This is a genomic window from Comamonadaceae bacterium OTU4NAUVB1 (assembly GCA_024372625.1).
In the GTDB taxonomy this organism is placed as follows: domain Bacteria; phylum Pseudomonadota; class Gammaproteobacteria; order Burkholderiales; family Burkholderiaceae_C; genus Variovorax.
In genome coordinates this window covers 234808-258527 of sequence record CP099604.1, presented here as the reverse complement: position 1 = coordinate 258527, position 23720 = coordinate 234808, and the positions used below count along the sequence as shown (strand labels likewise).

General features: G+C 71.4%; 20 protein-coding genes. 10 read left to right on the top strand and 10 right to left on the bottom strand.

What is annotated here, in order from left to right:
- The first annotated feature begins 51 nt into the window (after positions 1-51).
- On the top strand, positions 52-1029 hold the full coding sequence (locus tag NF681_03400) for a tripartite tricarboxylate transporter substrate binding protein (GenBank protein ID UST52720.1): 978 nt from the start codon (positions 52-54) through the stop codon (positions 1027-1029).
- Positions 1030-1253: 224 nt separating this feature from the next.
- Here NF681_03400 and flhD read toward each other — a convergent pair whose 3' ends face one another.
- Entirely contained in the window at positions 1254-1586 is a 333-nt protein-coding gene (flhD, locus tag NF681_03395; GenBank protein UST52719.1) for a flagellar transcriptional regulator FlhD, read from the bottom strand.
- Positions 1587-2049: 463 nt separating this feature from the next.
- Between flhD and NF681_03390 the strand changes: the two genes are divergently transcribed.
- Together NF681_03390 and NF681_03385 are read left to right on the top strand one after the other, a co-directional pair.
- Positions 2050-4311 (top strand): hypothetical protein, encoded by a 2262-nt coding sequence (locus NF681_03390; protein ID UST52718.1) that lies wholly within the window; start codon positions 2050-2052, stop codon positions 4309-4311.
- A 270-nt stretch (positions 4312-4581) separates the two neighbouring features.
- Positions 4582-5517 (top strand): glycosyltransferase, encoded by a 936-nt coding sequence (locus NF681_03385; GenBank protein ID UST52717.1) that lies wholly within the window; start codon positions 4582-4584, stop codon positions 5515-5517.
- A gap of 85 nt (positions 5518-5602) precedes the next feature.
- Here the strand turns inward: NF681_03385 and NF681_03380 are convergent, their stop codons facing one another.
- Positions 5603-6919 (bottom strand): hypothetical protein, encoded by a 1317-nt coding sequence (locus tag NF681_03380; protein ID UST52716.1) that lies wholly within the window; start codon positions 6917-6919, stop codon positions 5603-5605.
- A gap of 275 nt (positions 6920-7194) precedes the next feature.
- Here NF681_03380 and trkA point away from each other — a divergent pair, with 275 nt between their 5' ends.
- Positions 7195-8661 carry a Trk system potassium transporter TrkA gene (trkA, locus tag NF681_03375; GenBank protein ID UST52715.1) on the top strand — a complete coding sequence of 489 codons (1467 nt, stop codon included), beginning with the start codon at positions 7195-7197 and terminating at the stop codon, positions 8659-8661.
- Positions 8662-8665: 4 nt separating this feature from the next.
- Positions 8666-10132 (top strand): TrkH family potassium uptake protein, encoded by a 1467-nt coding sequence (locus tag NF681_03370; protein UST52714.1) that lies wholly within the window; start codon positions 8666-8668, stop codon positions 10130-10132.
- Positions 10133-10142: 10 nt separating this feature from the next.
- Here the strand turns inward: NF681_03370 and NF681_03365 are convergent, their stop codons facing one another.
- Positions 10143-11315: an alpha-hydroxy-acid oxidizing protein gene (locus NF681_03365; protein UST52713.1), complete on the bottom strand. Its 1173-nt coding sequence runs from the start codon at positions 11313-11315 to the stop codon at positions 10143-10145.
- Complete coding sequence (dctP, locus tag NF681_03360; GenBank protein ID UST52712.1) at positions 11315-12415, bottom strand: TRAP transporter substrate-binding protein DctP; 1101 nt, start codon at positions 12413-12415, stop codon at positions 11315-11317. The genes NF681_03365 and dctP overlap by 1 nt, the downstream gene beginning before the upstream one ends.
- Before the next feature lie 213 nt (positions 12416-12628).
- On the opposite strand from dctP, the gene NF681_03355 reads away from it, so the two are divergent.
- Entirely contained in the window at positions 12629-13600 is a 972-nt protein-coding gene (locus NF681_03355; protein UST52889.1) for a ketopantoate reductase family protein, read from the top strand.
- Between the two features lie 14 nt (positions 13601-13614).
- The gene (locus NF681_03350) at positions 13615-14562 is read left to right on the top strand and encodes an ornithine cyclodeaminase family protein (GenBank protein ID UST52711.1); all 948 of its coding nucleotides are present in this window, start codon (positions 13615-13617) and stop codon (positions 14560-14562) included.
- On the opposite strand, the gene NF681_03345 is transcribed toward NF681_03350, so the two are convergent.
- The 3 genes from NF681_03345 to NF681_03335 are packed head-to-tail and all read right to left on the bottom strand — an operon-like array spanning position 14495 to position 17052.
- Positions 14495-15286, bottom strand: a complete 792-nt coding sequence (locus tag NF681_03345) for a type 1 glutamine amidotransferase (protein ID UST52710.1) — start codon at positions 15284-15286, stop codon at positions 14495-14497. The genes NF681_03350 and NF681_03345 overlap by 68 nt on opposite strands.
- Positions 15287-15343: 57 nt before the next feature.
- A complete protein-coding gene (locus tag NF681_03340) occupies positions 15344-16510 on the bottom strand; it encodes a glutathione-dependent formaldehyde dehydrogenase (GenBank protein ID UST52709.1) in 1167 nt (388 codons plus the stop codon).
- Positions 16507-17052, bottom strand: a complete 546-nt coding sequence (locus tag NF681_03335) for an SRPBCC family protein (protein ID UST52708.1) — start codon at positions 17050-17052, stop codon at positions 16507-16509. The genes NF681_03340 and NF681_03335 overlap by 4 nt, the downstream gene beginning before the upstream one ends.
- A 280-nt stretch (positions 17053-17332) precedes the next feature.
- Between NF681_03335 and NF681_03330 the strand changes: the two genes are divergently transcribed.
- Entirely contained in the window at positions 17333-17917 is a 585-nt protein-coding gene (locus NF681_03330) for a hypothetical protein (GenBank protein ID UST52707.1), read from the top strand.
- Between the two features lie 73 nt (positions 17918-17990).
- On the top strand, positions 17991-18572 hold the full coding sequence (locus NF681_03325; GenBank protein UST52706.1) for an RES family NAD+ phosphorylase: 582 nt from the start codon (positions 17991-17993) through the stop codon (positions 18570-18572).
- Positions 18573-18675: 103 nt separating this feature from the next.
- Here the strand turns inward: NF681_03325 and NF681_03320 are convergent, their stop codons facing one another.
- Positions 18676-19272 carry a TetR/AcrR family transcriptional regulator gene (locus NF681_03320; protein ID UST52705.1) on the bottom strand — a complete coding sequence of 199 codons (597 nt, stop codon included), beginning with the start codon at positions 19270-19272 and terminating at the stop codon, positions 18676-18678.
- Positions 19273-19432: 160 nt separating this feature from the next.
- Between NF681_03320 and NF681_03315 the strand changes: the two genes are divergently transcribed.
- Positions 19433-20842, top strand: coding sequence for an amidase (locus NF681_03315; GenBank protein UST52704.1), 1410 nt, complete (start codon positions 19433-19435; stop codon positions 20840-20842).
- A gap of 52 nt (positions 20843-20894) precedes the next feature.
- Here the strand turns inward: NF681_03315 and NF681_03310 are convergent, their stop codons facing one another.
- Both NF681_03310 and NF681_03305 read right to left on the bottom strand, forming a co-directional pair.
- Positions 20895-22307, bottom strand: coding sequence for an efflux transporter outer membrane subunit (locus NF681_03310; protein UST52703.1), 1413 nt, complete (start codon positions 22305-22307; stop codon positions 20895-20897).
- The gene (locus NF681_03305; protein UST52702.1) at positions 22304-23716 is read right to left on the bottom strand and encodes an HlyD family secretion protein; all 1413 of its coding nucleotides are present in this window, start codon (positions 23714-23716) and stop codon (positions 22304-22306) included. The genes NF681_03310 and NF681_03305 overlap by 4 nt, the downstream gene beginning before the upstream one ends.
- Between the last annotated feature and the right edge of the window lie 4 nt (positions 23717-23720).

The following is a 23720-nucleotide window of genomic DNA, read 5'->3' as shown; positions in this document are numbered from 1 at the left end:
CCACCGGCGTGACGCCCGATCCGTGATTCCCATCCGTCTTTGGAGACGCTCGTGAAGAAAATCCTGAACCGTTTCTGTGTGGCGCTGGCGCTGGTGTTGTCGAGCAGCGTCGCGCCGGTGCTGGCACAGACGTCCTGGCCCGACCGCCCGGTGCGCCTCGTGGTGCCGTACTCGCCCTCGGGCACGACCGACTACGCGGCGCGCCAGATCGCGCAGAAGCTCACCGAGCAGACGGGCAAGTCGCTCTATGTCGAGAACAGGGTCGGCGCCAGCGGCACCATCGGCTCCGATTACGTCGCCAAGGCCGCGCCCGACGGCACGACCTTCCTGATCAACGACACCACCTACGCGATGCTGCCGCATCTGTTCAAGAAACTGCCCTGGGATCACGCCACCGGGCTGGTGCCTGTCACGCGGATCGTCAACACGCCGCTGGTCGTGATGGTCGGTGGCGGTTCGCCGTACAAGACCATGCAGGACCTGCTGGATGCGGCCAGAAAAGCGCCGGACAAGCTGACGTTCGGTTCGGGCGGCGTCGGAAGTTCGACCCATCTGGGCGGCGAACTCCTCAAGCAGAACGGCAAGCTGCTGCTCACGCACGTGCCCTACAAGGGTGCCGGCGAAGCCATGCTGGGGGTGGTGTCGGGCCAGGTCGACATGCTGGTGACAGCGGCCCCCACGGCGATCGCCCAGGTCAAGGGCGGCAAGGCGAGAGCGCTGCTCGTGACCTCGCCGCAGCGCCTGGCCGCCCTGCCCGACGTGCCGACCAGCGCCCAGGCCGGGCTCAAGGACTTCACCGCCACCAACTGGTTCGGCATTGCCGCGCCCCGAGGCACGCCGCAGGCGATCGTCGACAGGATGCAGGCGGAAGTCGCCAAGGCACTGGCGTCGCCGGACCTGGCCAGGCGCTTCGCCGATCAGGGGGCCGACGTGGGCGTCATGGCGCCAGCGGACTTCCAGGCGTACGTGCGCGGTCAGACCGAGGACTGGGGCAAGGTGATCAGGGCGGCCGGCGTGCAGGCTGAATAAGCCGCGCCGGCGAATCGGCATGACGCGACGGTCACCGGAGGACGCGTCGTCGATGTATTGCGAAGGCTCGCGGACCACGAGCCTTTTTCATTGTCCGTCGAGACCGCGGCTGGCTGCCGAGCGACAAGCTCGGGCAGCCGGTGCGCGGGTGCGATTCTGTCGTGCGTGTCCCCCGTCGACGACGCGACCGGCGATGGCAAGCCCTCCATCGGGAACATGGCCCGTCAGAGCGAGGCTTCGGCGAAGCGGCTGGACATGAGCGGGTTCGCGTGGCGCATGGCGGTGGACTCGTTGGTGGTGCGCGCGGGCAGGTTGTGCTGGGTCAGCAGGTTCCACACCATGTCGTCGTCGGCGCGGAAGCGGCACAGCAGCATGTTGCTGGAGGCGAGCTTCATGATCTGGGAGGGCGACAGGGTGGCGATGAGGTCGGCCGATTCCTCCGAGATCCCGAGGCGGAACAGCGCCTGGGCCTTGTCCTGGCGGATCAGGCTCTGGGAGAGCATGAGGTAGGTGAGGTTGGCTTCCTTGATCTCCGTAAGCATCTGTTCGCTCGTCATCGGGTGCCTTTCGCGGACCGCGGTCCTGTCGTTCGATGCGCCGATTCTCGGCGTCGGATGCAAGAACCTTAATCAGTATTCCCCTGTTAATAGGGGCTGAAGCGCCTACATCGGGGAGAGGCAAATTCCTACGTCCAAGGTACTCAGTGAATAAAAAAGCATGCACATGCGTGCGTTCCCACACTCGCCCGTCCCGACGATCGGATCGCGCCGTTCCGGATGGCTGCGGTTCGCGAGCGGCAGATGCTTCCGTGCCCGACGGCCGGGAACGCAACGCCGCCGCCGGCCGATCGCCGCCGGGGCCGCATGACCGTCGCCGTCGGCGGGCGATTCGGCGCCTCGCAAAAGTGGCGCGTGTAGCATCGTCCGGCCGCGTGGCATGCCCTCCGTCATGCCTGTCAGACGCGTCATTCCCGTCATGCCGACGACGAAGACGCCGGCCCGTCCGCGCTGGAACCAAGCCATGAAACACCTGCTCTGCGGGGCCGCGATCGCGTGGGCCACCGCGCTCTCCGCCCCCGTCGCCGCCGCCGCACCCGGTGCGGCGGACAAGTCCACGCCCCCGGGCGACCCCGCGTGGCGCCGGATCGCCGGCGAGGGCGAGCGCTTCGTGCTGAGCGAACCCGCCCGCGTGCGCTACGGCGTCGCGGGTCGGCACGCCGTGCGGGTGCTGCCCGCGGGCGACCTGTGGTGCGACAGCCAGCATTTCGCGGGCGAGGACCCCGCCCACGGCGTCGCGAAGGCCTGCGAGGTCTCGAACGAAGCCGGGCTGCGGGCGGCGCCCCTGCCGCGACTCGCACCCATCCCCGAGCCCGAGGTCGCGCTCGACGTCTCGACCCCCGAAGGCTACCGGGCCGTCGCCGCCACCATCGGCACGCAGGCCGGCATCGTCTACCGCTACGGCCGCGCGTCGGCGCGCGCCGGCACGGCCTACGACGGCCCGCGCCCGACCCGCAGCTACGCCTCGCTCGCCCACGACGCGAAGGTGCGCCAGGCCGACGGCGTGATCGCGCAGCGCGGCTGCTCGGTGGACGGCTACTGCGGGGTGTATTCCATCGGCGACCGGCTCTTCGGCGCCCCCGACGACTACAGCTCCACGATCGCCAACGTGGCGTTCCTCCCGGTGCGCCCGGTGGCGCGCGGCATCTACAACAAGCGCTATCCGGGCTTCGCTTCGATCGAGGTGCTCAACATGGGGCACAACACCATGTCGGTGACCCCGCAGCCGAGCTGGACGACCTATGGCGGCTCGGCCGTGAACAACGCCGACACCGACGAGAACGTGGCGCGCTACGCCGGGCTGCAGCCCGGCCTGCCGTTCGCCACCGTCCCGCTCAACGACCGCCCGGTCGCGTCCACGCGCGGCTACGGCCGCGGCGGCTGGACCACCAACGCGATCGGCGTGATGAGCGACGGCTGGATCTTCGGCTACGGCAGCAACACCTCGCACAACTTCATGGCCCGCAAGGTCCTGCCCGACGGCATGACGCCACTGGGCATCGCCATCTCCAACAGCGGCGAGTTCGCGGTGATGCCGGTGTGGGACACAGCGGCATACAGGGGCCGGATCGCCGTCATCGCGCTGTCCGACGCCTGCCAGGGCTGTGCGGGCCGGCCGGAAGCCGAATGGGGCGCCAACTGGGGCAACCACCGCCAGGAATACCCAGGACTGCCGGGACTGGGCAACTACAGCGGCGCCAAGCTGATCGGCTTCGTCGACCTGCCCGACAGCATCCGGGCGCCCACCGAGATCGCCATCACGACCGGGAAGGTCAAGAGCGGCTGGGGTTACCAGCGCATCCAGTCGTTCTGGGATTCGCACCTCCTGACGGCGGAGAACCGCCGGCGCTACTACGACGGCGACTGGACGACCGCGATCCCCCGGACCGGCATGGTCGCGGTCGTCAGCAAGAGCGAGAAGAAGGCCGCGTTTATCGACCTGCGTCCGCTGTTCCAGTACTACCGCGAGCAGTACTTCAACAAGGGCCAGGCCGACTGGAACCAGCTGATCGCCTCGCGCGGCGATGCGCCGACCCAGTGGCCCTACAGCTTCGACGTGGCCCCGGCGCAGCGGCCCCGCCTGATCAAGGTGATCGACCTGCCGTCGGCGCCCACGGCGGTGGAGCTGACGCGCAACGCGCCGCACCGCGCTCTGATCGGCCGGCTCGACGGCAAGCTCAGCGTCTACGACCTGGGCGAGCGCTACCTCGACCAGACCGCCGCGAAGGTGGGATCGCCCGATGACATCAAGCCGCTGTTCGACGTCCAGATCGGCGAGAACGTGACCAGCATCGCGTTCAAGAAGGAGATCCCCGACTGGAAGGGCAGCTTCCTCTACGCCAAGGACAAGAAGTCGCCCGAGCAGTTCTTCTGGGCGAGTTCGCGCGGCACCAACACGGCCCGGCTGATCGAGTTCAACAATGCGATGACTGCTGCGTCGGTGCGCCTGACGCTCCAGGACCCGTCGATCCGCGACATGCTCAAGGTCGAGGACGCCGACAACCACGGCACCGAGAGCTACGTCCTGACCGTCGCCGACTACGAGGGCGAGGGCGTGCACAACTTCCTCTACGGCCCGATCACCATGCACACGGCCAAGCAGAGCGTCGCGCCCTGTCCGGAGGCCAGGCCGTGCCGGCTGCTGGGTGGCAAGCCGTTCGAGCGCGGGGGGTTCTACCGGCTGCCGGGCAAGCCGTTCGATCTGAGCAGTTCGAACATCAACTGAAACGCCCCGAGGTCGCGCGGCGTGAAAGAACGAGCCGCATGACGTAATGCCGTTTCGCACGGCGCGGCACCGGCGGGCGAGGCCGTCCGGACACGCGCCCTCGATATGATCGGGCCGATCCAGGCCCGGCGATTGCTTGAAGCGCGTGCCCGAGCACCCTCCGCCGCTCGCAGGCGTCGCGGCGGCGCCTCCGGAGCCTGCGTCGTGCCGGATTGCGGCCCTGCCGGCGGCCGCGGTCGTCATCCCCATTCTCCTAATCCGACCTGCTCTATGAAGATATCGATTCTCATGCCGACGTACCGGCGACCCCACCAGTTCAAGGAGGCGCTGGAGAGCCTGGCGCTGCAGAACCGGTCGCTCATCGGTGAAATCGTCATCGGCGACGACACGCCGACGGCCGGGCGGGCCGAGAACCTGGCGGTCATCGAGGCGAGCGGATTGAGCCCGCTGGTGCGCTACCTCGCGCACGATCCCCCCAAGGGCAACTACCCGAACCAGCTGTCGCTGGGCAAGCGCGCCGTCCACGAGTACGTGCTGCTGCTGCACGACGACGACCACCTGTGCGAGCACGCCCTGGACCGGCTGGCGGCGGCCTGCCAGGCGGAGACCAACCCGGCCGTGAAGATCTGGTTCGGCCGCAACCTGGTCATGGACGAGGACGGCCGGATCGACGAGGAACGCTCGCGCGTCGACACCAAGACCTACGGCAAGGACGGCCCGAGCGCCGTCCGGCCGGTCTGGGAATGGTGCCTGCGCCACTCCCTGCCGCCCAACAGCTGGCTCATGCGGGCCGACACGTACCGCGAATTCATGTGGGGCCCGCGCGACGGCAACGTCGGCGACTGGGGCATGGCGGTGCGCATGGCCAACAGCGGCGCGCTGGGCAGCTTCATCGCCGAGGACATCTCGAAATACCGCGTGCAGGCGGCCTCCGTCACGGGCAGCGGCACCAACCTGCACTACATGTACGAGATCGCGCACCAGCTGAAGGTGCCGCCCGAGCGCGAGGCCGAGAAGAAGGAGTTGCTGCTGTTCTTCGCCGAGGTCGCGACGATGCGCTACCTGCGCGCCGGCGAACGTGGCCTGGCGTGGAAGTGCTTCCTGTCGCCCGACTGGCGCTGGCAGCGCCGGTTCTCGCCCCGGGGCATCGTGACGCTGGCCATGCTCGCCACGCCCGACGTCCTGTGGCGGTGGAAGCTGCGCTGAGCGGCGCCGGGCCGTCGGGTCCGCCCGGTGCGTCCGGTCCGTGCGACGCCCCGACGGACCCCGGCCGGACCGGGGCGTGCCGCGTTCAGGACGCGGCGCCGGCCGATTCGGCCTTCCGGATGACGCCGATCCGGTAGAAGAAGTAGGCGATGTACATCACCAGCGACCACAGCGCGTTGAGCAGCGAATAGACCAGCACGCCCTTCGCGCTGGACAGGTCCAGGGTCGCGATCAGCAGCACCTGCACCAGGATGCTCGCCGTGATGCTGATGACCGGCATCAGGATCCAGGTCCGGGAGATCAGCAGCGCGTAGACGACGCCCGCGACCATGGCCACGCAGTTGCCCAGCACGCTGACGAACAGTTCCTCGTTCAGCCCGCTGTAGTTCTTGCCCAGCAGCAGCAGCAGCTGGCCGGGGAAGAAATAGGCCAGGCCCGAGCCGACGACGCAGATCGCCGCCAGCACGCCCATCACGATCGTGAAGCTGCGCACCAGCGCCGACGCCTGCTCGGGCTGCCGGGCGAAGCGCGGCACGACCAGGGTGGAGAACATCGCCCCCACCAGCGTCAGGATGGCCGCCAGCCGTCCCAGCGCGCCGATCTGCGCGATCGACTCGGTGTTGCCGTAGATGGAGATGAGCCAGATCGACAGCTGGCTCGACAGGCAGTAGTAGATCGTGCCGGGCAGGGCCCGCTTCATGAGGTTCAGGATGTCCTGCTTGATCTCCGGCTTGGGCGCCACGGAGAAATCCGTGAACTTGGCGGCGATCTTCTTCAGCTGGAAGTTGGCCCAGATGCGCGGCAGGCCGTTGGCCAGGATGGCCATCGCCGCCCACGGCAGCGCGAACAGGCCCGCGGCCAGGAACACCAGGCGCCCGGCATTGGCGAACAGCTGGTTCTTCTGCAGGGAGATGATGTCCTGGTGCAGCTTGGAGGGCGTCTCCAGCAGGTCCTCGGTGAGCGAGGCGTAGAACGTCGGGCCCAGGGCCAGCAGGATCAGCAGCGAGAACTGCCAGGCCGCGCCGTGGCGGGTGAGCAGCACGAACAGGATCGGGAAAGACACGCCCAGGCTGATGAGGGCGAACTTACGGCGCAGGCCGATGCCGGTGACCAGCGCCTCGCCGACGACCTTCTTGTCCTGCCAGCCCTTGGCCGCGTGCGCGAGGACGCCGCTGGAGACGCCGGCGTCGGCCAGCGAGACCAGCGTGCCGAACATGGTGTAGGCCAGCGTGTAGTAGGCGTACTCCTCGGTCGAGAGCATGTGGACGATCAGGAAGCCGCTCACGAATCCCAGCGCCTGGATGATCAGCTGCGTCGAACCCAGGATCGAGATCAGCATGCCCCACTCGAACAGCTTGGCGTACCGGGGATGGGCGCGCACGCGCGCGATCAGTGTTTTCATGGGTTTCGTCCTGGCGGATCGGCGATCCGGATTCGAATGCCAAATGCCGGGAATGCGCGTCGATGGGGGTTCGATGGAGCGGGCCGATCGGCCATCGTCGCTCGACGACTGCCGGGAATGACCGGCGGCGCGGATTGGTCGGCATTATGCAAGATGGCCCATCTCGCCGCGCCGCGCCGCGCCGCGCGGTGCCGGCCCGGGTGACTTTTTCCCGCATCCGGCGCCGAGCTTCGTCGGCGGGGCGGCGTATAAAGCCTGCCGGAGACCTACCTCACGTGAAAATCATCATCCTCGGGGCCGGCCGTATCGGTGAGAGCGTGGCCGACACCCTGGTGTCCGAGCGCAACGACATCACCGTCATCGACACCGACGCGCAGCGCCTGCGCCAGCTGGAGGAGCGCCTGGAACTGCGCGGCGTCGTGGGCAGCGGCATCGAGCCCGACGTGCTGGCCGACGCCGGCGCGCGCGATGCCGACATGCTGATCGCCTGCGCCGCCCAGGACGAGACCAACCTGGTGTGCTGCAAGGTCGCCCACCAGGTCTTCGGCATCCCGATGCGCATCGCGCGCATCCGCTCGGACGCCTACAAGGACGGCAGTCCGCTGCTGGGCAAGGAAGGCTTCGCGGTCGATCGCGTGATCTGTCCGGAGGAATCGCTCACGCGCTACATCGGCAAGCTCATCGAGTACCCCGAGGCGCTGCAGGTGCGCGAGTTCGCCGGCGGGCTGGCGTGCCTGGTGTCGGTGCGCGCGGTGGCGGGCGCGCCGCTGGTGCGCCACAGCATCGCCGAGCTGCGCCAGTGCGTGCCGGACGCCGACATGCGCATCGTCGCCATCTACCGGCGCCTGGACAACGAGCCCGACCGCTTCATCGTCTGCGACGGCGCGACGCTGATCGAGGCGGGCGACGAGGTGTTCGTGCTGTCGGCGCGCGAGCACCTGGGCGTGGTGCTCTCGGCGCTGCACCGCGACGAGCCCGCCGCTCGGCGGGAGGTCACGCGCATCATGATCGCGGGCGGCGGCCGCGTCGGGCTGCGGCTGGCGCGCCAGCTGATGGAGAGCGGCCGGCGCTACCAGATCAAGGTGCTCGAGCGCGACCACGCGCGCTGCGTGCGGCTCGCCTCCGAACTGCCCGGCGGCGTGATGGTGCTGCACGGCGACGGCACCGACGAGGACCTGCTGGAGGACGAGGGCATCGAGCACATCGACCTGTTCCTCTCGCTGACCAGCGACGACGAGGACAACATCCTGGCCAGCCTGCTGGCCAAGCGGCTGGGCGCGCGGCGCGTGCTGGCGCTGATCAACCGGCGCAGCTACGCCGAGCTGATGCACGGCACGCAGATCGACATCGCCCTGTCGCCCGCGCAGACGATGCTGGGCGAACTGCTGGCCCACGTGCGCCAGGGCGACGTGCAGGCGGTGCACAGCCTGCGCAGGGGCGTGGCCGAGGCGCTGGAGATCGTGGTGCGCGGCGACCGCCGGACGTCGCGCGTGGTCGGCCGGCGCATCTGCGACCTCGCGCTGCCCGAGGGCGCGCAGGTCGGCCTGGTGATGCGCGGGCTGCCGGCCGCGGGCGAGGACGCCGCGCCGCGCGGCGGGCCGCCGCCGACGCCGGCGCACGTCGTCATCGCGCGCGGCGACACCGTCCTCGCGCCTGGCGACCACGTCGTGGTGTTCGTGCCGCGCCGGGCCCAGGTGCGCGAGGTGGAGAAGCTGTTCCGCGTCGGCGCGACCTTCTTCTGAGCCCATGAGCGACTTCCTGCCCGTCCTGCGCGTGCTCGGCGCGCTGCTGACCTTCTTCTCGCTGGGCCTGTCCGTGCCGTGGCTGGTGTCCTGGGCGCACGCCGACGGCCTGGCCCACGTGTGGGCCGGCTCGGCCGCCGTGGCGTTCGCCTGCGGCGTCGGGCTGTGGCTGGGCCTGCGACGCTACAAGCGGGAACTGCAGCCGCGCCACGGCATCTTCCTCGCGTCGTTCACGTGGGTGCTGATGCCGCTGTTCGCGACGCTGCCCCTGATGTGGGCGCTCGCGGCGGTCGGGCGGCCGATCGACTTCACCAACGCCTACTTCGAGGCGGTCTCGGGCCTCACCACCACGGGCGCGACGGTGCTGGCCCGGCTCGACGCGCTGCCCGTGTCGATCAACGTCTGGCGCACCTTCCTGCAGTGGATCGGCGGCATGGGCATCCTGGTGCTGGCGGTGGCGATCCTGCCGCTGCTGGGCGTGGGCGGCAGCCAGCTCTTCAAGGCCGAGGTGGCCGGCCCCATCAAGGACAGCCGCCTCACGCCGCGCGTGAAGGAGACCGCCAAGGGACTCTGGGGCATCTACGCGGCGTTCTCCGCCCTGTGCTTCGCCGCGTACTGGGCCGGCGGCATGACGGCCATGGACGCGCTGATGCACATGTTCACCACCGTCAGCCTGGGCGGGCTGTCCTCGCACGACGCGAGCTTCGCGCACTTCGCCTCGCCGTTCCTGGAAGGCGTCGCGGTGGTCTTCATGCTGGCGGCGAGCTGCAACTTCGCGCTGTACTTCGTGGCCCTGCGCAAGGGCCACTGGCGCGGCTTCTGGCGCGATCCCGAGCTGCGCGCCACGCTGGCCGCGCTCGTCGGCGGTGGGCTGGTGGTGGCGGCGGTGCTGTGGACCAAGGGCGTCTACGGTCCGGCGCAGGCGCTGCGCCACGGGATGTTCCACGCCGTCTCGGTGGGCAGCACGACCGGTTTCGCCACCGTCGACTACCTCGCCTGGCCGGTCTTCGCACCGCTGTTCATGCTGCTGCTGTCGGGCGTGGCGACCAGCGCGGGCTCGGCCGGCTGCGGCATCAAGATGGTGCGCGTGCTGATCCTGCTGAAGCAGGCCCGGCGCGAGATCACGCGCCTGGTTCACCCGCGCGCGGTCGAGCCGGTGACGCTGGGCAGCCTGGTGGTCGACCATCGGGTGATCTTCTCGGTGCTGGCCTTCATGCTGGTCTACGGCGTGACGGCCATCTCGCTGAGCATGCTGCTGGTGCTGAGCGACCTCGACCCGGTGACCGCCTTCAGCGCTGTCCTCGCCAGCATCAACTGCACCGGCCCGGGGCTCGGCACCGTCGGGCCGGCGGGCAACTTCAGCGGCCTGACCGGCTTCCAGATCTGGGTCTGCACTTTCGCGATGATCCTGGGACGGCTGGAGCTGCTGAGCTTCATCGCGCTGCTGACGCCGTCGTTCTGGCGCAAGTGACTGCGGCGTCTCAGCCGGCCGCGCGCGGTCCGAGGAGCGCGGCGTCGATGGCCGCCGTGCCGGGCATGCCGCAGAGCTTCATGGCGCGCCCGGTCTCCTCGACCAGGATCGCCATCGCGCGGTGCGCGCCGCGTTCCCCGCCCGCGCAGGCGCCGAACAGCGCCGGCCGGCCGAAGGCGACGAAGTCGGCGCCCAGGGCCAGCGCCTTGACCACGTCGACCCCCCGGCGGATGCCCGAATCGATCATGACCTCGGCGCGGCCGCGCACGGCCCGCGCGACGGCGGGCAGCGCGTCGACGGCCGCCGCCGCGCCGTCGAGCTGGCGTCCGCCGTGGTTGGACACCCAGACGCAGTCGACGCCCATCGCGGCCAGCCGGTCCGCGTCCTCTGGGTGCTGGACGCCCTTGACGACCAGCCGGCGCGGCCAGCGGTCGCGCAGGCGGGCCAGGTCGTCCCAGGTGAAGGCGGCGTCGAGCATCTGCCCGACCTTGGCCGCGATCGTCAGGCCGGCCTCGCCATCGGCGGGGGCGAGGTCGCGCACGTTCTCGTAGCGCGGCGATCCCTGGCGCAGCGTCCGCAGCGTCCAGGCGGGCCGCGCCAGCATCTGCAGCAGCTGCGCCGGACCCAACCGCAGCGGCACCGTGATGCCGTTGCGCAGGTCGCGCTCGCGCTTGCCGCCGGTGGGCAGGTCCACGGTGACCACCAGCGCCTCGTAGCCGGCCGCGTCCGCGCGGTCGACCAGCGACGCGGTCAGGGCCCGGTCGCGCAGCACGTAGAGCTGGAACCACAGCCGGCCCGGCACCCGGCGCGCCAGCGTCTCCAGCGAGGTGGTCGCCATGGTCGACAGGGTGTAGGGGATGCCGTGGGCCGCCGCCGCCCGCGCGATCGCCACGTCGGCGTCGGGCCAGCCGAGCGCGCACGATCCCATCGGCGAGACCACCATCGGCGCCGCGCTGGGCGCGCCCAGGATCGGCGTGGCCAGCGAGGGCCCGGAGACGTCGACCAGCACGCGCGGCAGCAGGCCGATGGCCTCGAAGCCCGCGCGGTTGCGCGCCAGGGTGACCTCGTCCTCGGCGCCGCCTTCGATGAACTCGAAGACGAAGCGCGGCAGCCGGCGCCGCGCCAGGGCGCGCAGGTCGGCGATGGAGAGCGCCCCGGACAGCGCGCGGTCGAGCGCCGGCATCACGAAGCCTTGGGCGGGCGCACCAGGGACGCCATCAGGTTGTCGAAGGGCAGGTCGCAGAACTGCTGCCAGACCACCTGCTCGGCGCGGAACTTGGACCACTCCTGGAAGATGGTCCGGAACGCCGGGCTCTTGGCCGACAACTCCTCGTACAGCTCCGTGGCGGCCTTGAACGAGGCCTGCGTCACGTCCTTGGGGAAGGCGCGCAGCTGCGCGCCGGCGCCCACCAGCCGGCGCAGCGCCTGCGGGTTCTCGGCGTCGTACTTGGCCGTCAGCCACTGGTTGGCCTCGGCCGCCGACACCTTCAGCGCCGCTTGGTAGGACGGCGGCAGCGTCGCCCAGGCCTTCTGGTTGACGAACAGCGACAGCGTGGCCGAGCCCTCCCACCAGCCGGGGTAGTAGTAGTACTTGGCGACCTTGCTCAGCCCGAGCTTCTCGTCGTCCAGCGGGCCGACGAACTCGGCCGCGTCGATGACGCCCTTCTCCAGCGCGGGGTAGATGTCGCCGGCGGCGATCTGCTGGGTGACCACGCCCAGCCTGGACAGCACCATCCCGGCGAGTCCGCCGACGCGGAACTTCAGGCCCTGCAGGTCGGCCGCGCTCTTGATCTCCTTGCGGAACCAGCCGGCCATCTGCGCGCCGGTGTTGCCCACGGGCAGGGCGAAGACGCCGTAGCGCTCCAGGAACTGGTCGATCAGGGCCTGGCCGCCGCCCTGGTAGAGCCAGGCGTTCTGGCCGCGCAGGTTCAGCCCGAAGGGCAGCGCCGTGTGGAAGCCGAAGGCCGGGTCCTTGCCGATGTAGAAGTAGCTCGCGCTGTGGCCGGCCTCGACGGTGCCGGTCTCCACCGCGTCGAACACGCCCAGCGCCGGCACCAGTTCGCCGGCGGCGTGCAGCGAGATCCGGAAGCGGCCGCCGGTGAGTTCGCCGACGCGCCTGGTCGCCGTCTCCATGGCCGCGTAGATGGAGGTCAGGGACTTCGGGTAGCTCGACGCGATGCGCCAGCGGATCTCCGGGGTGCCGGTCTGGGCGAGGGCGGGTGCCGCGACGGCGGCGACGGCGCCGCCGACCCCGGCGTGCGTTAGGAAGTTGCGTCTCTGCATGGTGTTTCCTTTTTCTGGTGTCGATGAAGCGATCCGGGCGCCGGATTGTCGGGCGACGACGCCGCGACCGGATGACTCCATGGCGTCATCGCGCGCTGGCGGACGGGCCGGGACGCCGCCCATAATTCCGGCTCCGCCCGCCGACGCCGCGCTCGGCGTGTCCCGCGACCCCTCACCTTCCCGAACCCCGCCATGACCGCTGCTTCCACTTCCCTGCGTGTCGCCGTAATGGGCGCCGGCGCCGTCGGCTGCTACTTCGGCGGGCTGCTGGCCCGCGCCGGCCACGACGTCGTGCTGATCGGGCGGGCCTCGCACGTCGAGGCGATCCGGGCGTCCGGCCTGCGCATCGAGACCCGCGCCTTCGACACGCACGTGAAGGCGGACGCCGCCACCGGCCCCGAGGCGGTCGCGGGCGCCGACCTGGTGCTGTTCAGCGTCAAGTCGGGCGACACCGAATCGACCGGCGAGGCCATCCGCTCGCACCTGCGCCCGGACGCGCTGGTACTGTGCCTGCAGAACGGCGTGGACAACGCCGAGCGCCTGCGCACCGTGCTGCCGCCGGCGCAGGTCGCCGCCGCCGTGGTCTACGTCGCCACCGAGATGGCCGGCCCCGGCCACGTCCGCCACCACGGACGCGGCGAGCTGGTGATCGAGCCCTCGCGCGCGAGCGACGCGGTGGCCGCCGCGCTGGTCGCCGCCGGCATCCCGACGCAGGTCTCGGACAACGTGCGCGGCGCGCTGTGGCTCAAGCTGATCCTGAACTGCGCCTACAACGCCCTGTCGGCCATCGCGCAGCTGCCCTACGGCCGGGTGGTGCCGGGCGAGGGCGTGAAGGACGTGATGCGCGACGTGGTCGACGAGGTGCTGGCCGTGGCGGCGGCCGACGGCGTGCGCCTGGCGCACGACGCCCACGCGGCCGTCGCGGCGCTGGTGACCGGCATGCCCGGGCAGTACTCCTCCACCGCGCAGGACCTCGCGCGCGGCAAGCGCACGGAGATCGACCATCTCAACGGCCTGATCGTGCGGCGCGGCGAGGCCCTGGGCATCCCGACGCCGGTCAACCGGACGCTGTGGGCGCTGGTGAAGCTGCTGGAGGGCAAGCAGGCGGCGGACGCCCAGGACGCCCAGGACGCCCAGGACGCCCAGGACGCCCAGGACGCCCAGGACAGGCGGACGGGCGCCTGAGCGGGCGTCCGGCCATGCGCATCGTCGACGCCGCCGCCACCCGCGCGGCCCTGCCGTTCGAGCGGCTCGTGCCCGCGCTGCGCGCGATGTTCGAGCGCGGTTGCGAGGTGCCGCAGCGTCACACGCACGCGATCGCCGACGCCGAAGGAACGGCCGTCGGCACGCTGCTCCTGATGCCGGCGTGGCAACCCGGCGCGTACCTGGGCATCAAGACGGTCGGCATCTTTTCCGGCAACGCCGGCCGGGGGTTGCCCGGCCTGCATTCGACCTACCTGCTGTGCGACGCCCGCACCGGCGTGCCGCTGGCCTCGATGGACGGCAACGAGATCACCTCGCGCCGCACCGCCGCGGCCTCGGCGCTGGCGGCGTCGTACCTGGCGCCGGCGGCCGCGCGGCACCTGCTGGTGGTCGGGGCCGGGCGCGTGGCGCGGCTGCTGCCGGCGGCCTACCGCGTGGTGCGGCCCGGCCTGGAGCGGGTGACGGTCTGGGCCCGCGACACGGCGGCCGCGCGGGCGCTGGTGGAGGACCTGCGCGGCGACGGCTTCGAGGCGCGGGTGGCGGGCGACCTGGCGGCGGCCGTGGCGGCGGCGGACGTCGTGAGCACCGCGACACTCGCCACCGAGCCGCTGATCCAGGGCGCATGGCTGCGCGCGGCGTCGCACCTCGACCTGATCGGCGGCTTCAACCCGGCGATGCGCGAGGCGGACGACGCCTGCTTCGCCGGCGACGTGGACCGGTGGATCGACACGACAGAGGCGCTGCACAAGAGCGGGGACCTGCTGGGGCCGATGGCGCGGGGCGTGTTCGCGGCGGGCGACGTGCGGGGGACGCTCGCGGATCTGGTGCGGATGCCGGCCGGGGCGCCCGAGGCGGACCGCGCGCGCCGCACGGTCTTCAAGTCGGTCGGAACGGCCCTCGAGGACCTCGCGGCCGGCCGGCTGGTGTTCGAGCAGTCCGCCTGAGCGGTCGCGATGCCGGCCTGCGCAGCGCGAGGAACAGGCCGAGGCCGGCGAGCAACCCCACGGTCCGCAACGACGGCCGCGGCAGCCACTTCATGACCGTCAGCACCAGCGCCGGCGGCGCCGCGCGCTGGGGCGACGAGGCGGCGTCGTCGCGCACCGGCAGCGCCGGCGCCGGCGCGGTCCCGGCGAAGAACGGCACCAGCGCGCTGACGAACGCCACGATGTCCTGCGGGCCGCGGCTGGTGAGCCAGTTGCCGTCCTGCACCACCGTCTCGTCCAGCCAGGTCGCGCCCGCGTTGACCATGTCGTCGCGCACGCCCGGCCACGAGGTCATGCGCCGTCCCCCCGTCAGCCCGGCGGACGCCAGCAGCCACGGCCCGTGGCACAGGGTCGCGAGGGGCCGGCCCGAGGCGTCGAAGTCGCGCACGAACTCGCGCGCGAGCGCCGACTGGCGCAGCAGGTCGGGGTTGATGAAGCCGCCGGGGATCAGCAGGGCGTCGTAGTCGCCCGGGACGGCTTCGTCGAGCGTGCGGTCCACCTTCACGCGGCCGGCCGGCTCGTGGAAGTTCACACCCCGGATGCGGCCCGCGCGCAGCGAGACGATCTCGACCTCCGCCCCGGCCGCGCGCAGGGCGGTGACCGGCACCGTCAGCTCGACCTTCTCGAAGCCGTCCGCGGCCAGCACCGCCACGCGTTTCCCATCCAGCCGATGCATGATTTCCATGACCTTCTCCGTTCCGGTGTCGATTCCACGGTCGCGTCGTGCCGCCGGCACTGCCGCTCAGGGTTCGAAGACCGCGCGCACCAGGCCGTCTTCCTTGTTCTTGAACATCTCGTAGGCGCGCGGACCGTCCTCCAGCGAGAAGCGGTGCGTCGCCAGGAAGGACGGGTCCAGCTCGCCGCGTTGCGCGTGTTCCAGGAGCCGCGGCAGGTAGCGCTGCCCGTGCTGCTGCGCGGTGCGCACGGTCAGGCCCTTGTTCATGATCGTGCCGATCGGGAACTTGTCCATCATTCCGTAGACGCCCAGGATGGACAGCGTGCCGCCCTTGCGGCAGCAGAGGATGGCTTGGCGCAGGGCGTCGCCGCGGTCGGTCTCCAGGTGCAGCGCCTGCTTGACGCGGTCGTACGCGTGCGCCAGGCCTTCGCCGTGCGCCTCCATGCCGACGGCGTCGATGCAGGCGTCGGGGCCCCGGCCGCCGGTCATGTCCTTCAGGGCGTAGGCCACGTCGGTGGCGGTGTAGTCGAGGGTTTCGGAGCCCACCTGTTCGCGCGCCATGCGCAGGCGTTCGGGAAAGCGGTCGATCCCGATCACGCGCCCCGCGCCCAGCAGGAAGGCGCTCTTCTGCGCCATCAGCCCAACGCCCCCGCAGCCCCACACGGCGACGGTGTCGCCGGGCTCGATGCCGCAGAAGTCCGCGCCCATGAAGCCGGTGGGTCCGGCGTCCGACAGGAACAGCGCCTGCGCGTCCGACACGCCCTCGGGCACGTGGAAGCAGTTGGCGTCCGCGTGCACCAGGCGCATGTACTGCGCGTGCGAGCCCGCGTAGCCGCCGAAGGCGTGGGTGTAGCCGTAGATGCCCCCCGTCGGATAGCCCAGCAGCGGCTCCTGCAGGTACGGATGCGGGTTGGTGTTGTCGCACAGCGACCAGAGCTGATGGGCGCAGTACCAGCAGTGGTTGCACCCGATGAACGAGGGCACGACCACGCGGTCGCCCTGGCGCAGCTTGCGCACGCCGGTGCCGACCTCGACGATCTCGCCCATGAACTCGTGGCCGATCACGTCGCCTTCCTTCATGGTCGGGATGTAGCCGTCGATGAAGTGCAGGTCCGAACCACAGGTGGTGCTCAGCCGCACCTTGAGGATCGCGTCCCCGGGATTCACGAGGATGGGGTCGGGAACGGTCTCGACCGCGAGCTTGTTCACGCCGTTCCAGCAGATGGCTCTCATGCGAACGCTCCAAGGGGATCCGGGTCGTCCCGGGTGGTGGGGTTGTGCGCGAGCGTGGGGACCTCCCCGGTCTCCGCCAGGCTCTTGAAGCGGCGCAGGATCAGTGCGCCGATGGCGTGCGGGGCGTCCGCGAAGCGCACGACCAGATCGCCCAGCGGGCCGCCGGGCGGATCGAAGCGCCAGGCAAGCCGGGCCTCCGTGCCCCAGCCCGGTCGCCCCGGCGCGAACGACAGCTCGCCCTCGTTGGGCAGCGCGGCCCCGTCCAGCGATCGCCAGGCGATGCGCCGGCCGGGTTCGTCGGCGACGACCCGCGAGTCCCATTCGATGTCGCCGATCCATTTCGCGTGCGCTTTCCAGTGCCATCGGTCGGCCGCGACGGTGACCTCGGCGATGCGCGCCATCACCGTGCGCTGCGTCTCGGGCTGCAGCCACAGGTGGTGGAGGTCGGCGGGTTCGCGGTCGATGGGCAGTGCGCATCGCACCTCGTGGAGGCGACCGGCGAAGGCGGAAGACGGCGGGGCTTGACTGGGGGTCGTGGTCATGCGCTCTCCTTGTCCTGACTGCCGAATCAATCTGATGCGACGGACACCGGGTCTTGTAGGTGTTGGCCGCGCGGGCAAGTCGGCGCGCTCTGGGGGGCCGCCCTGCACCGATGCCGGGAATGTCGAAGCACGTGCATGGTCCCGCTCGTTCGAGGCGCCTTGCCTGCGAGGATCATGAGACGTAAAATGGTCTCTCTTTTCTCATGGAGACGTGATGGGACGCCCTGCCCTGAAAGACCACGACGACACCCTGCGTGTCATCCTTGGAAGGATCGATGGCATGCGCGAAGCGACCCGCATCATCTTCAGCGAGTTCGGCAAGGCCTCCGATGACGCGGCGGAACCGGACGGCGGCCATGGCCTGGACCCGTTGGCCCTGCAGGTGAAGGTGCGCGAGATCGTCAACCGGATGGAGCGTGATTCCGTCCAGGAACTGGTCGATCAGGTGGAGGTCCGGCGCCCGGCGCCCACCCGCATCGACCTGGAGCGGCGCGCCATCGAGCGGGTGCTGCAGGGCGTCGAATGGAGCACGGCCGCGGAGATCGGAGCGCGCCGGGCGCCGGGTGCTGCCAATCCCCACGGGACGATCAGCCGCTGGCGGGAGTCCGGCGCCGTGTTCGGCATCGACCACGGTGGCCGCAAGATCTACCCCGCCTATGTCTTCGACGCGTCCCTGCAACCCTTGCCGGCGGTCAGGAAGGTGCTGGAGATCCTCAAGGGTTACGAAGCCTTCCGGATCGCCGCCTGGTTCGAGTCGACCAACGCATTCCTGGGCGGTCGACGCCCGCGCGAGGTCATCGGGACGGACCCGGACGCCGTCGTCGCTGCCGCGCGGGAGCACCGGGTGGGGCCGGTGCATGGCTAGCGCCGAGCGTCCGTATCCGCCACCACCCGCGCCGTTCGTCACCAAGAAACTCCCTGCCGGGGTGTGGTTTCGCGTGCATCCCTTCGACGCGGCCACCGGGCGCTACGCGCCCGATGCCTTCAACGCGTCCGGTCGTGGCAACGCCCGCTTCAGCCCGCTCGTCGATCCCGTCACGAACCGACCGATCCCCACCCTCTACGCGGCCGACGACCCGCGCGGCGCGATCGCCGAGATCGTGCTGCACGACGTGCCGACGCCTTCAACGGGCTACTTGCACGACATCCAGCGGGACTACGACCAGTCGCTTCACCTGAGCAGCATCCGGGTGGCGGAACTGGACCTCGTCAACATGACCACGCACGGACTTCAGGCGGCGGGGCTGGTGCCTTCCGACCTCTTCGACGGCGGGATGCCCGACTACCCGCGGACGCGCGAATGGGGTCTCCACATCTGGCGGCACGTGCCCAGGGCCCAGGGACTGCGGTGGATGTCCCGGCGGGACAACAGCCGTCAGGTGATCCTGCTCTTCGGCGATCGGCTCGATGCCTCGGACGTGATCGCCCTCGGCGGGCCGGATCCGCTCCAGGACCACGAGGCGCTGATCGTGGAGGTGCTGGACGACATGGGCGCGGGGATCGCGCCGTGGTCGATCTGAACGCCATGGCACGCGCGCCATCGCCGATGCCGAGGAGCCGTCCTCGGACCCGTCGACTCCACCCCGCGCACAGGGTTGCCCGCGTCGCGCAGGAAGGCTCGGGCTACGCCGGGGCCACCCGGTCGGAACGCTCCGGGGAAAGCCCGAACAACCCCGAGACGCGGTAGCTCTCGATCATCGCGTCGAAAAGCGTGATGTCGCCACGGCTGCGGGCGATGAGCTGCGCGCCGGCGATGGCCGCGAAGATGGCGCGGGCGCGCAGTTCGCCCGCCTCGGCATTCGCGACGCCCGCGGCGATCAGGACCTTCCGGAGCCAAGCCACGTTGACATCGGCGAAGGTCTGGACTTCCTTCTTGACGGCGTCCGGCAGGTCGTCGTACTCGGCGGCCATGAAGCTGCACAGGCACAGCCGGTTCCCGTTTTCGAGCGACATGCGGAAGATGCCCGGGTAGTCGCGCAGGCAGACCCACGGGTCCGGGGTCCCGGCGGCCAGGGCGTCGAGCCGCGCGGCCGTGTCCTCCCAGTACCGCTTCGCCACCGCGGCCCCCAGGTCGGCCTTGCTCGGAAAGTGGTAGTGGACGCTCGAACTCTTGATGCCGACCTCGTGCGCGAGATCGCGAAAGTTCAGACCGCCGTACCCGCGCACCTGCGCGGTCCGCTGGGCGGCGGCCAGGATGGCTTCCCTCGAATTCAGGCTCACGTCGATGCCTCGCTGTGTCGGTGCTCCGTGTCGGACGACGGACGGATCGGCCGATTCTAATCCGCAGGACATCGTCTATCAATTGATAGATAGTTGTTGACCAGCATCAATCAGGCCTTTAGCATCCGATGTCTACCAACTGATAGATAGAAGGAATTCCATGCCATCCGACCTCATTCATTGCGACGCCACCCGGCTGGCCGAACTCATCCGTCGCCGGGAGGTCTCGCCGGTCGAGGTCGTGCAGGCCCACCTCGACCGCATCGACGCCGTCGATCCCCGAGTCAATGCGATCGTCACCGTCGCCGGCGACGCACGGGCGGCCGCCAGGATCGCGGAGGCCGCCGTTCTGGCCGGCGCCGAACTCGGGCCGCTGCACGGGGTGCCGTTCACCGTGAAGGATTCGATCGACACCGCGGGGGTGCCGACGCATCGTGGCTCGCCCATCTTCAAGGGACGGACCCCGGAATCGGATGCCACGAGCGTCGCGCGCCTGAAGCGCGCCGGCGGGATCCTGCTTGCGAAGACGAACCTGCCCGAGTTCTCCTACTGGATCGAGAGCGACAACCTGCTGTCCGGCCTGACCCGCAATCCCTGGAACCTGGCGCGCACGCCCGGCGGGTCGAGCGGCGGCGAATCGGCGGCCATCGCGGCGGGCATGTCGCCGCTGGGCCTGGGCACCGACCTGGCGATCTCCGTGCGCGGACCGGCCGCCCAGACCGGCATCACGTCGCTGAAGGCGACCCACGGCCGGGTGCCCATGACGGGGATCTGGCCGCGTGCGCCCCGTCGTTTCTGGCATGTCGGACCCATGGCGCGCAGCGTGCGCGACGTGGCGCTGGCCTATTCGCTCCTGGCCGGACCGGACGGGGCGGATGGGTTTTCCTCGAGCGTGGGCGCGTTCGACGGGCGCATCGACCGTCCGCTGGCCCGCCCGCTGCGCGTGGGTTGGCTGGTGGGGCCGGGCTTCGGGCCGATCGACCCGGAAGTCGCCGCGACCGTGAAGGCCGCGGCTGATGCGTTGCAGGGCATCGGCTGCGTCGTGGAGGCGGTGCGCATACCCGCGCTCGAACGGGACTTCGCGCTCGACGTCTTCAATCGCCTCCACGTGATGGAGATGAAGCCGGCCTTCGCGGAGGCCACGGCGGGCCGGAGCGACGACGAGATCTACCGGATGGCCAGGACCATGCTCGCCACGCCCGACACGTCGATGAAGGACTACATCGAGGCCGAACAGGCGGCAGAGCGGCTGAGGGACGGCTTCGCGGACTTCTTCTCGCGCCACGACGTGCTGCTGACGCCCGTCCAGCCGATCCCCGCCCAGCCGCACGGCACCACCCGTTTCGTCATCGACGGCCAGACGGTGGACGCGACCTACCTTCAGGGTTCGACCGTGCCGCTCAACCTGACCGGTCTGCCGGGCCTGTCGATGCGGTTCGGGACGAGCCGCGACGGCATGCCCATCGGCGTGCAGCTGGCATCGACCTGGGGGGGCGAGGCGACGCTGCTGCACGCCGCTTCATCGCTCGAATCGGCGAGCGCCGTGCGCGACCTCCGGCCGGCCCTCTGACCGGTCCTCCGGCCGGTCCCCCGACGGACGGCCGGCGGCACGTCGACGGCCGTCACCCACCGCCGGCGTCCCACCCACCGCCCATCGCCTGGTAGAGCGACACCGCCGCGTTCAGCAGGTCCGCCCGCGCCTGCAGCAGCGACAACTCGGCCCCCAGCAGCCCCCGCTGCGCGTCGAGCTGTTCCAGGTACGTCGCGTACCCCGCCCGGTACCGGCTGGTCGCCAGCCGCAGCGTGTCGCTCAGCAGCGCGCGTTGCCGCTCCAGGCTCGCGCCCTGTTCGGCCAGCCGGGCGACTCCCGCCAGCGCGTCCTCGACCTCGCGAAAGGCGGTGAGCGTGGTGCGGCGGTAGGCGAAGGCCGCCTGGTCGCGCCGCGCGACGGCCACCTCGGCCTGGGCCCGCAGCCGCCCGCCGGAGAACAACGGCGCCAGCACGCTGCCGCCCAGCGTCCACAGCGTCGTCGGGTCGGACAGCGAATTCAACAGGAGCACGCCGGTGCTGCCGGTCAGTCGCACGGCGGGCAGGAACTGCTTGCGGGTGGCCGACAGGGTGGCGTCGGTGGCGGCCAGCGCGTACTCGGCCTGCGCGATGTCGGGGCGGCGGCGCAGCACGTCGGCCGGCAGGCCGGCGGGCACGGGCGGCAGGCGCATCGCCAGCAGGGGCGCGCCACGCGGGACGTCGCCGGGCGCCTCGCCCAGCAGCAGGGCCAGCGCGTTCTCCTGCCGCGCGATGGCGAGCCGCAGCTGCGGCACCAGCTGCACGGCGGATTCCTGTTCGACCTGGGCCTGGCGCAGTTCCAGCTGCGAGGTGTAGCCGGCCTCGGCGCGCGAGCGCGCCAGGCGCAGCGCCTCGGTGCGGGCGGCGAGCGTCTCCCGGGCGACCTCCAGTCGGGCGTCGAGGCCGCGCAGCGTGAGGTAGCCGCCGGCCGTGGCGGCTGCGACGCTCAGCGCCGTGGCGTCGCGCGCGGTGGCGCTGGCCAGGAAGGCGGCGCGCGAGGCCTCGCTCAGGTCGGCCAGGCGGCCGAACAGGTCCACCTCGTACGCCAGTTGGAGCTGCGGCTGGGCCGAGGTCGATGTCACCGGCTGGCCGGTGACGGCGCTCAGGCTGCGGGTGCGGCTGGCCGACGCGCCCAGGTCCAGCGAGGGCGCGAGCTGGGCCCGCGCGAGCGCCGCCTGCGCGCGGGCCTCGGCCAGCCGGGCGACGGCCGTGGCGATGTCGGTGTTGCGCGCCAGCGCCTGGTCGACCAGCCGCGCGAGGGTGTCGTCGCCGAAGGCGCGCCACCACCGCGGATCGATCGGCGGGCCGGCGACGTCCGCCGGCGTGCGCCAGGCGGGCGGCGGCGCCACGGTCGCGGCGTCGGGCACGGCCGGCGCGGGCGGCGCGGCGCAGGCGGACACCAGCAGCAGCGCGGCCAGGCACGCCGGCAGGGCCGCCGGGGAACGTCCGCGCGCGTGATGGCCGCTCATCGGCGTGCTCCGGGGCCCACGTCCGTGCCCGTGCCCGCGTCCGCCCCCGTGGGCACTCCGGCATCCGGTGCGGCCCCTGCGCCGGCGGTCGGGCCCGGCTCGCCACGGCCCGTCCCGGCCGGCGCCGTGGTGTCGACCCGCGTCTCCACCGACATCCCCGGCCGCAGGCGCTCGACGCCCGGCTGGTCCGGGTCGATGGCGATGCGCACGGCGATGCGCTGGGCGACCTTGACGAAGTTGCCGGTGGCGTTGTCGGGCTTGAGCACCGCGAATTCCGAGCCGGCGGCCGGCGCGAGCCGCTCGACGCGACCGGTGAGCAGCGCCTTGCCGTCCAGCGCGTCGACGCGGAAGCGCACCGGCTGGCCCGGCGCCATGGCGGCGGTCTGCGCCTCCTTGTAGTTGGCGATGATCCACAGCCGGTCGGGCACCAGGAACATCAGCTGGGTGCCGGCGGTCACGTACTGCCCGGCGCGCACGCCGACCTCGCTGAGCCGGCCGTCGTCCGGCGCCCGGATCACGGTGTTGGCCAGGTCGATCTCCGCCAGCGCCAGGGCGGCGCGCGCGCTCTCGACGGCGGCCTCCAGGCCGGCGCGGTTGACGCCGACCGAGCGCACGTCCTGCCGCGCGATCTCGGCCGCGGCGCGGGCCTGCTCGACGGCGGCCTGGGCCTGGCGCAGCACGGCGCGCGTCTGGTCGCGCTCGCGCAGCGAGACCGAGCCTTCGGCCACCAGCACGTCGACCCGCTCCATGTCGGCCTGCGCGCGCGCCAGCTGGGCCCGCGCGTTGGCGATGCCGGCCTGCTGCGACGCCACCGTCGCCTCGCGCGAGCGCCGCGTCTGGGCCGAGTTGGCGAGGCTCGCTTCCTGGCCGGCCAGCGTGGCGCGGGCCTGCTCGACCCGCTGGCGGTAGATGCGGTCGTCGATGCGCGCGAGCACGTCGCCGGCGCGCACGCGCTGGAAATCCTGCACCGGCACCTGCGCGACGTAGCCGCTGGTCTGCGGGCTGACCAGGGTGGTCCGGCCGCGCACGTAGGCGTTGTCGGTGCTCTCCACGGCGCTGGTGAAGGGCGGCAGCTGCCAGGCGTAGAGCACCACCGCGATGCCCAGCAGGGCGACCACCAGCGTCACGGTGGTGCCGATCCAGCCATGGCGCGGCGGCGCCCAGCCGGTCGGCGCGGCGGGGGTCGCCGCGGGCGGCGCGGCGACGGCGGAGGGCGGCGGCGCGGCGGGGGACGTGGCGGGTGCGACGGGGGCGGCGGTGTCGGTGCCGGCCGGCTCGCGCAGGTCGGCCGCGCGGTCCGTGGCGCTCTCCACCGGGTCTTCCAGGCGGCGAGTGGGTGCGGGCGTCGGCGGGACGGCCGCAGGCGTCGCGGGCGTCGCGGGGGTGGGGGGATGGCGGGGATCGGGCATGGGA

What these genes read in the sequence shown, in the direction of transcription:
- NF681_03380 (UST52716.1), bottom strand. Translation starts at nt 6,919, where the DNA reads ATGAAAACACTGATCGCGCGCGTGCGCGCCCATCCCCGGTACGCCAAG.
- NF681_03310 (UST52703.1), bottom strand. Translation starts at nt 22,307, where the DNA reads ATGAGCGGCCATCACGCGCGCGGACGTTCCCCGGCGGCCCTGCCGGCG.
- NF681_03350 (UST52711.1), top strand. Translation starts at nt 13,615, where the DNA reads ATGCGCATCGTCGACGCCGCCGCCACCCGCGCGGCCCTGCCGTTCGAG.
- NF681_03315 (UST52704.1), top strand. Translation starts at nt 19,433, where the DNA reads ATGCCATCCGACCTCATTCATTGCGACGCCACCCGGCTGGCCGAACTC.
- NF681_03390 (UST52718.1), top strand. Translation starts at nt 2,050, where the DNA reads ATGAAACACCTGCTCTGCGGGGCCGCGATCGCGTGGGCCACCGCGCTC.
- NF681_03345 (UST52710.1), bottom strand. Translation starts at nt 15,286, where the DNA reads ATGGAAATCATGCATCGGCTGGATGGGAAACGCGTGGCGGTGCTGGCC.
- NF681_03305 (UST52702.1), bottom strand. Translation starts at nt 23,716, where the DNA reads ATGCCCGATCCCCGCCATCCCCCCACCCCCGCGACGCCCGCGACGCCT.
- NF681_03385 (UST52717.1), top strand. Translation starts at nt 4,582, where the DNA reads ATGAAGATATCGATTCTCATGCCGACGTACCGGCGACCCCACCAGTTC.
- NF681_03330 (UST52707.1), top strand. Translation starts at nt 17,333, where the DNA reads ATGCGCGAAGCGACCCGCATCATCTTCAGCGAGTTCGGCAAGGCCTCC.
- NF681_03370 (UST52714.1), top strand. Translation starts at nt 8,666, where the DNA reads ATGAGCGACTTCCTGCCCGTCCTGCGCGTGCTCGGCGCGCTGCTGACC.
- NF681_03340 (UST52709.1), bottom strand. Translation starts at nt 16,510, where the DNA reads ATGAGAGCCATCTGCTGGAACGGCGTGAACAAGCTCGCGGTCGAGACC.
- NF681_03335 (UST52708.1), bottom strand. Translation starts at nt 17,052, where the DNA reads ATGACCACGACCCCCAGTCAAGCCCCGCCGTCTTCCGCCTTCGCCGGT.
- dctP (UST52712.1), bottom strand. Translation starts at nt 12,415, where the DNA reads ATGCAGAGACGCAACTTCCTAACGCACGCCGGGGTCGGCGGCGCCGTC.
- flhD (UST52719.1), bottom strand. Translation starts at nt 1,586, where the DNA reads ATGACGAGCGAACAGATGCTTACGGAGATCAAGGAAGCCAACCTCACC.
- NF681_03365 (UST52713.1), bottom strand. Translation starts at nt 11,315, where the DNA reads ATGCCGGCGCTCGACCGCGCGCTGTCCGGGGCGCTCTCCATCGCCGAC.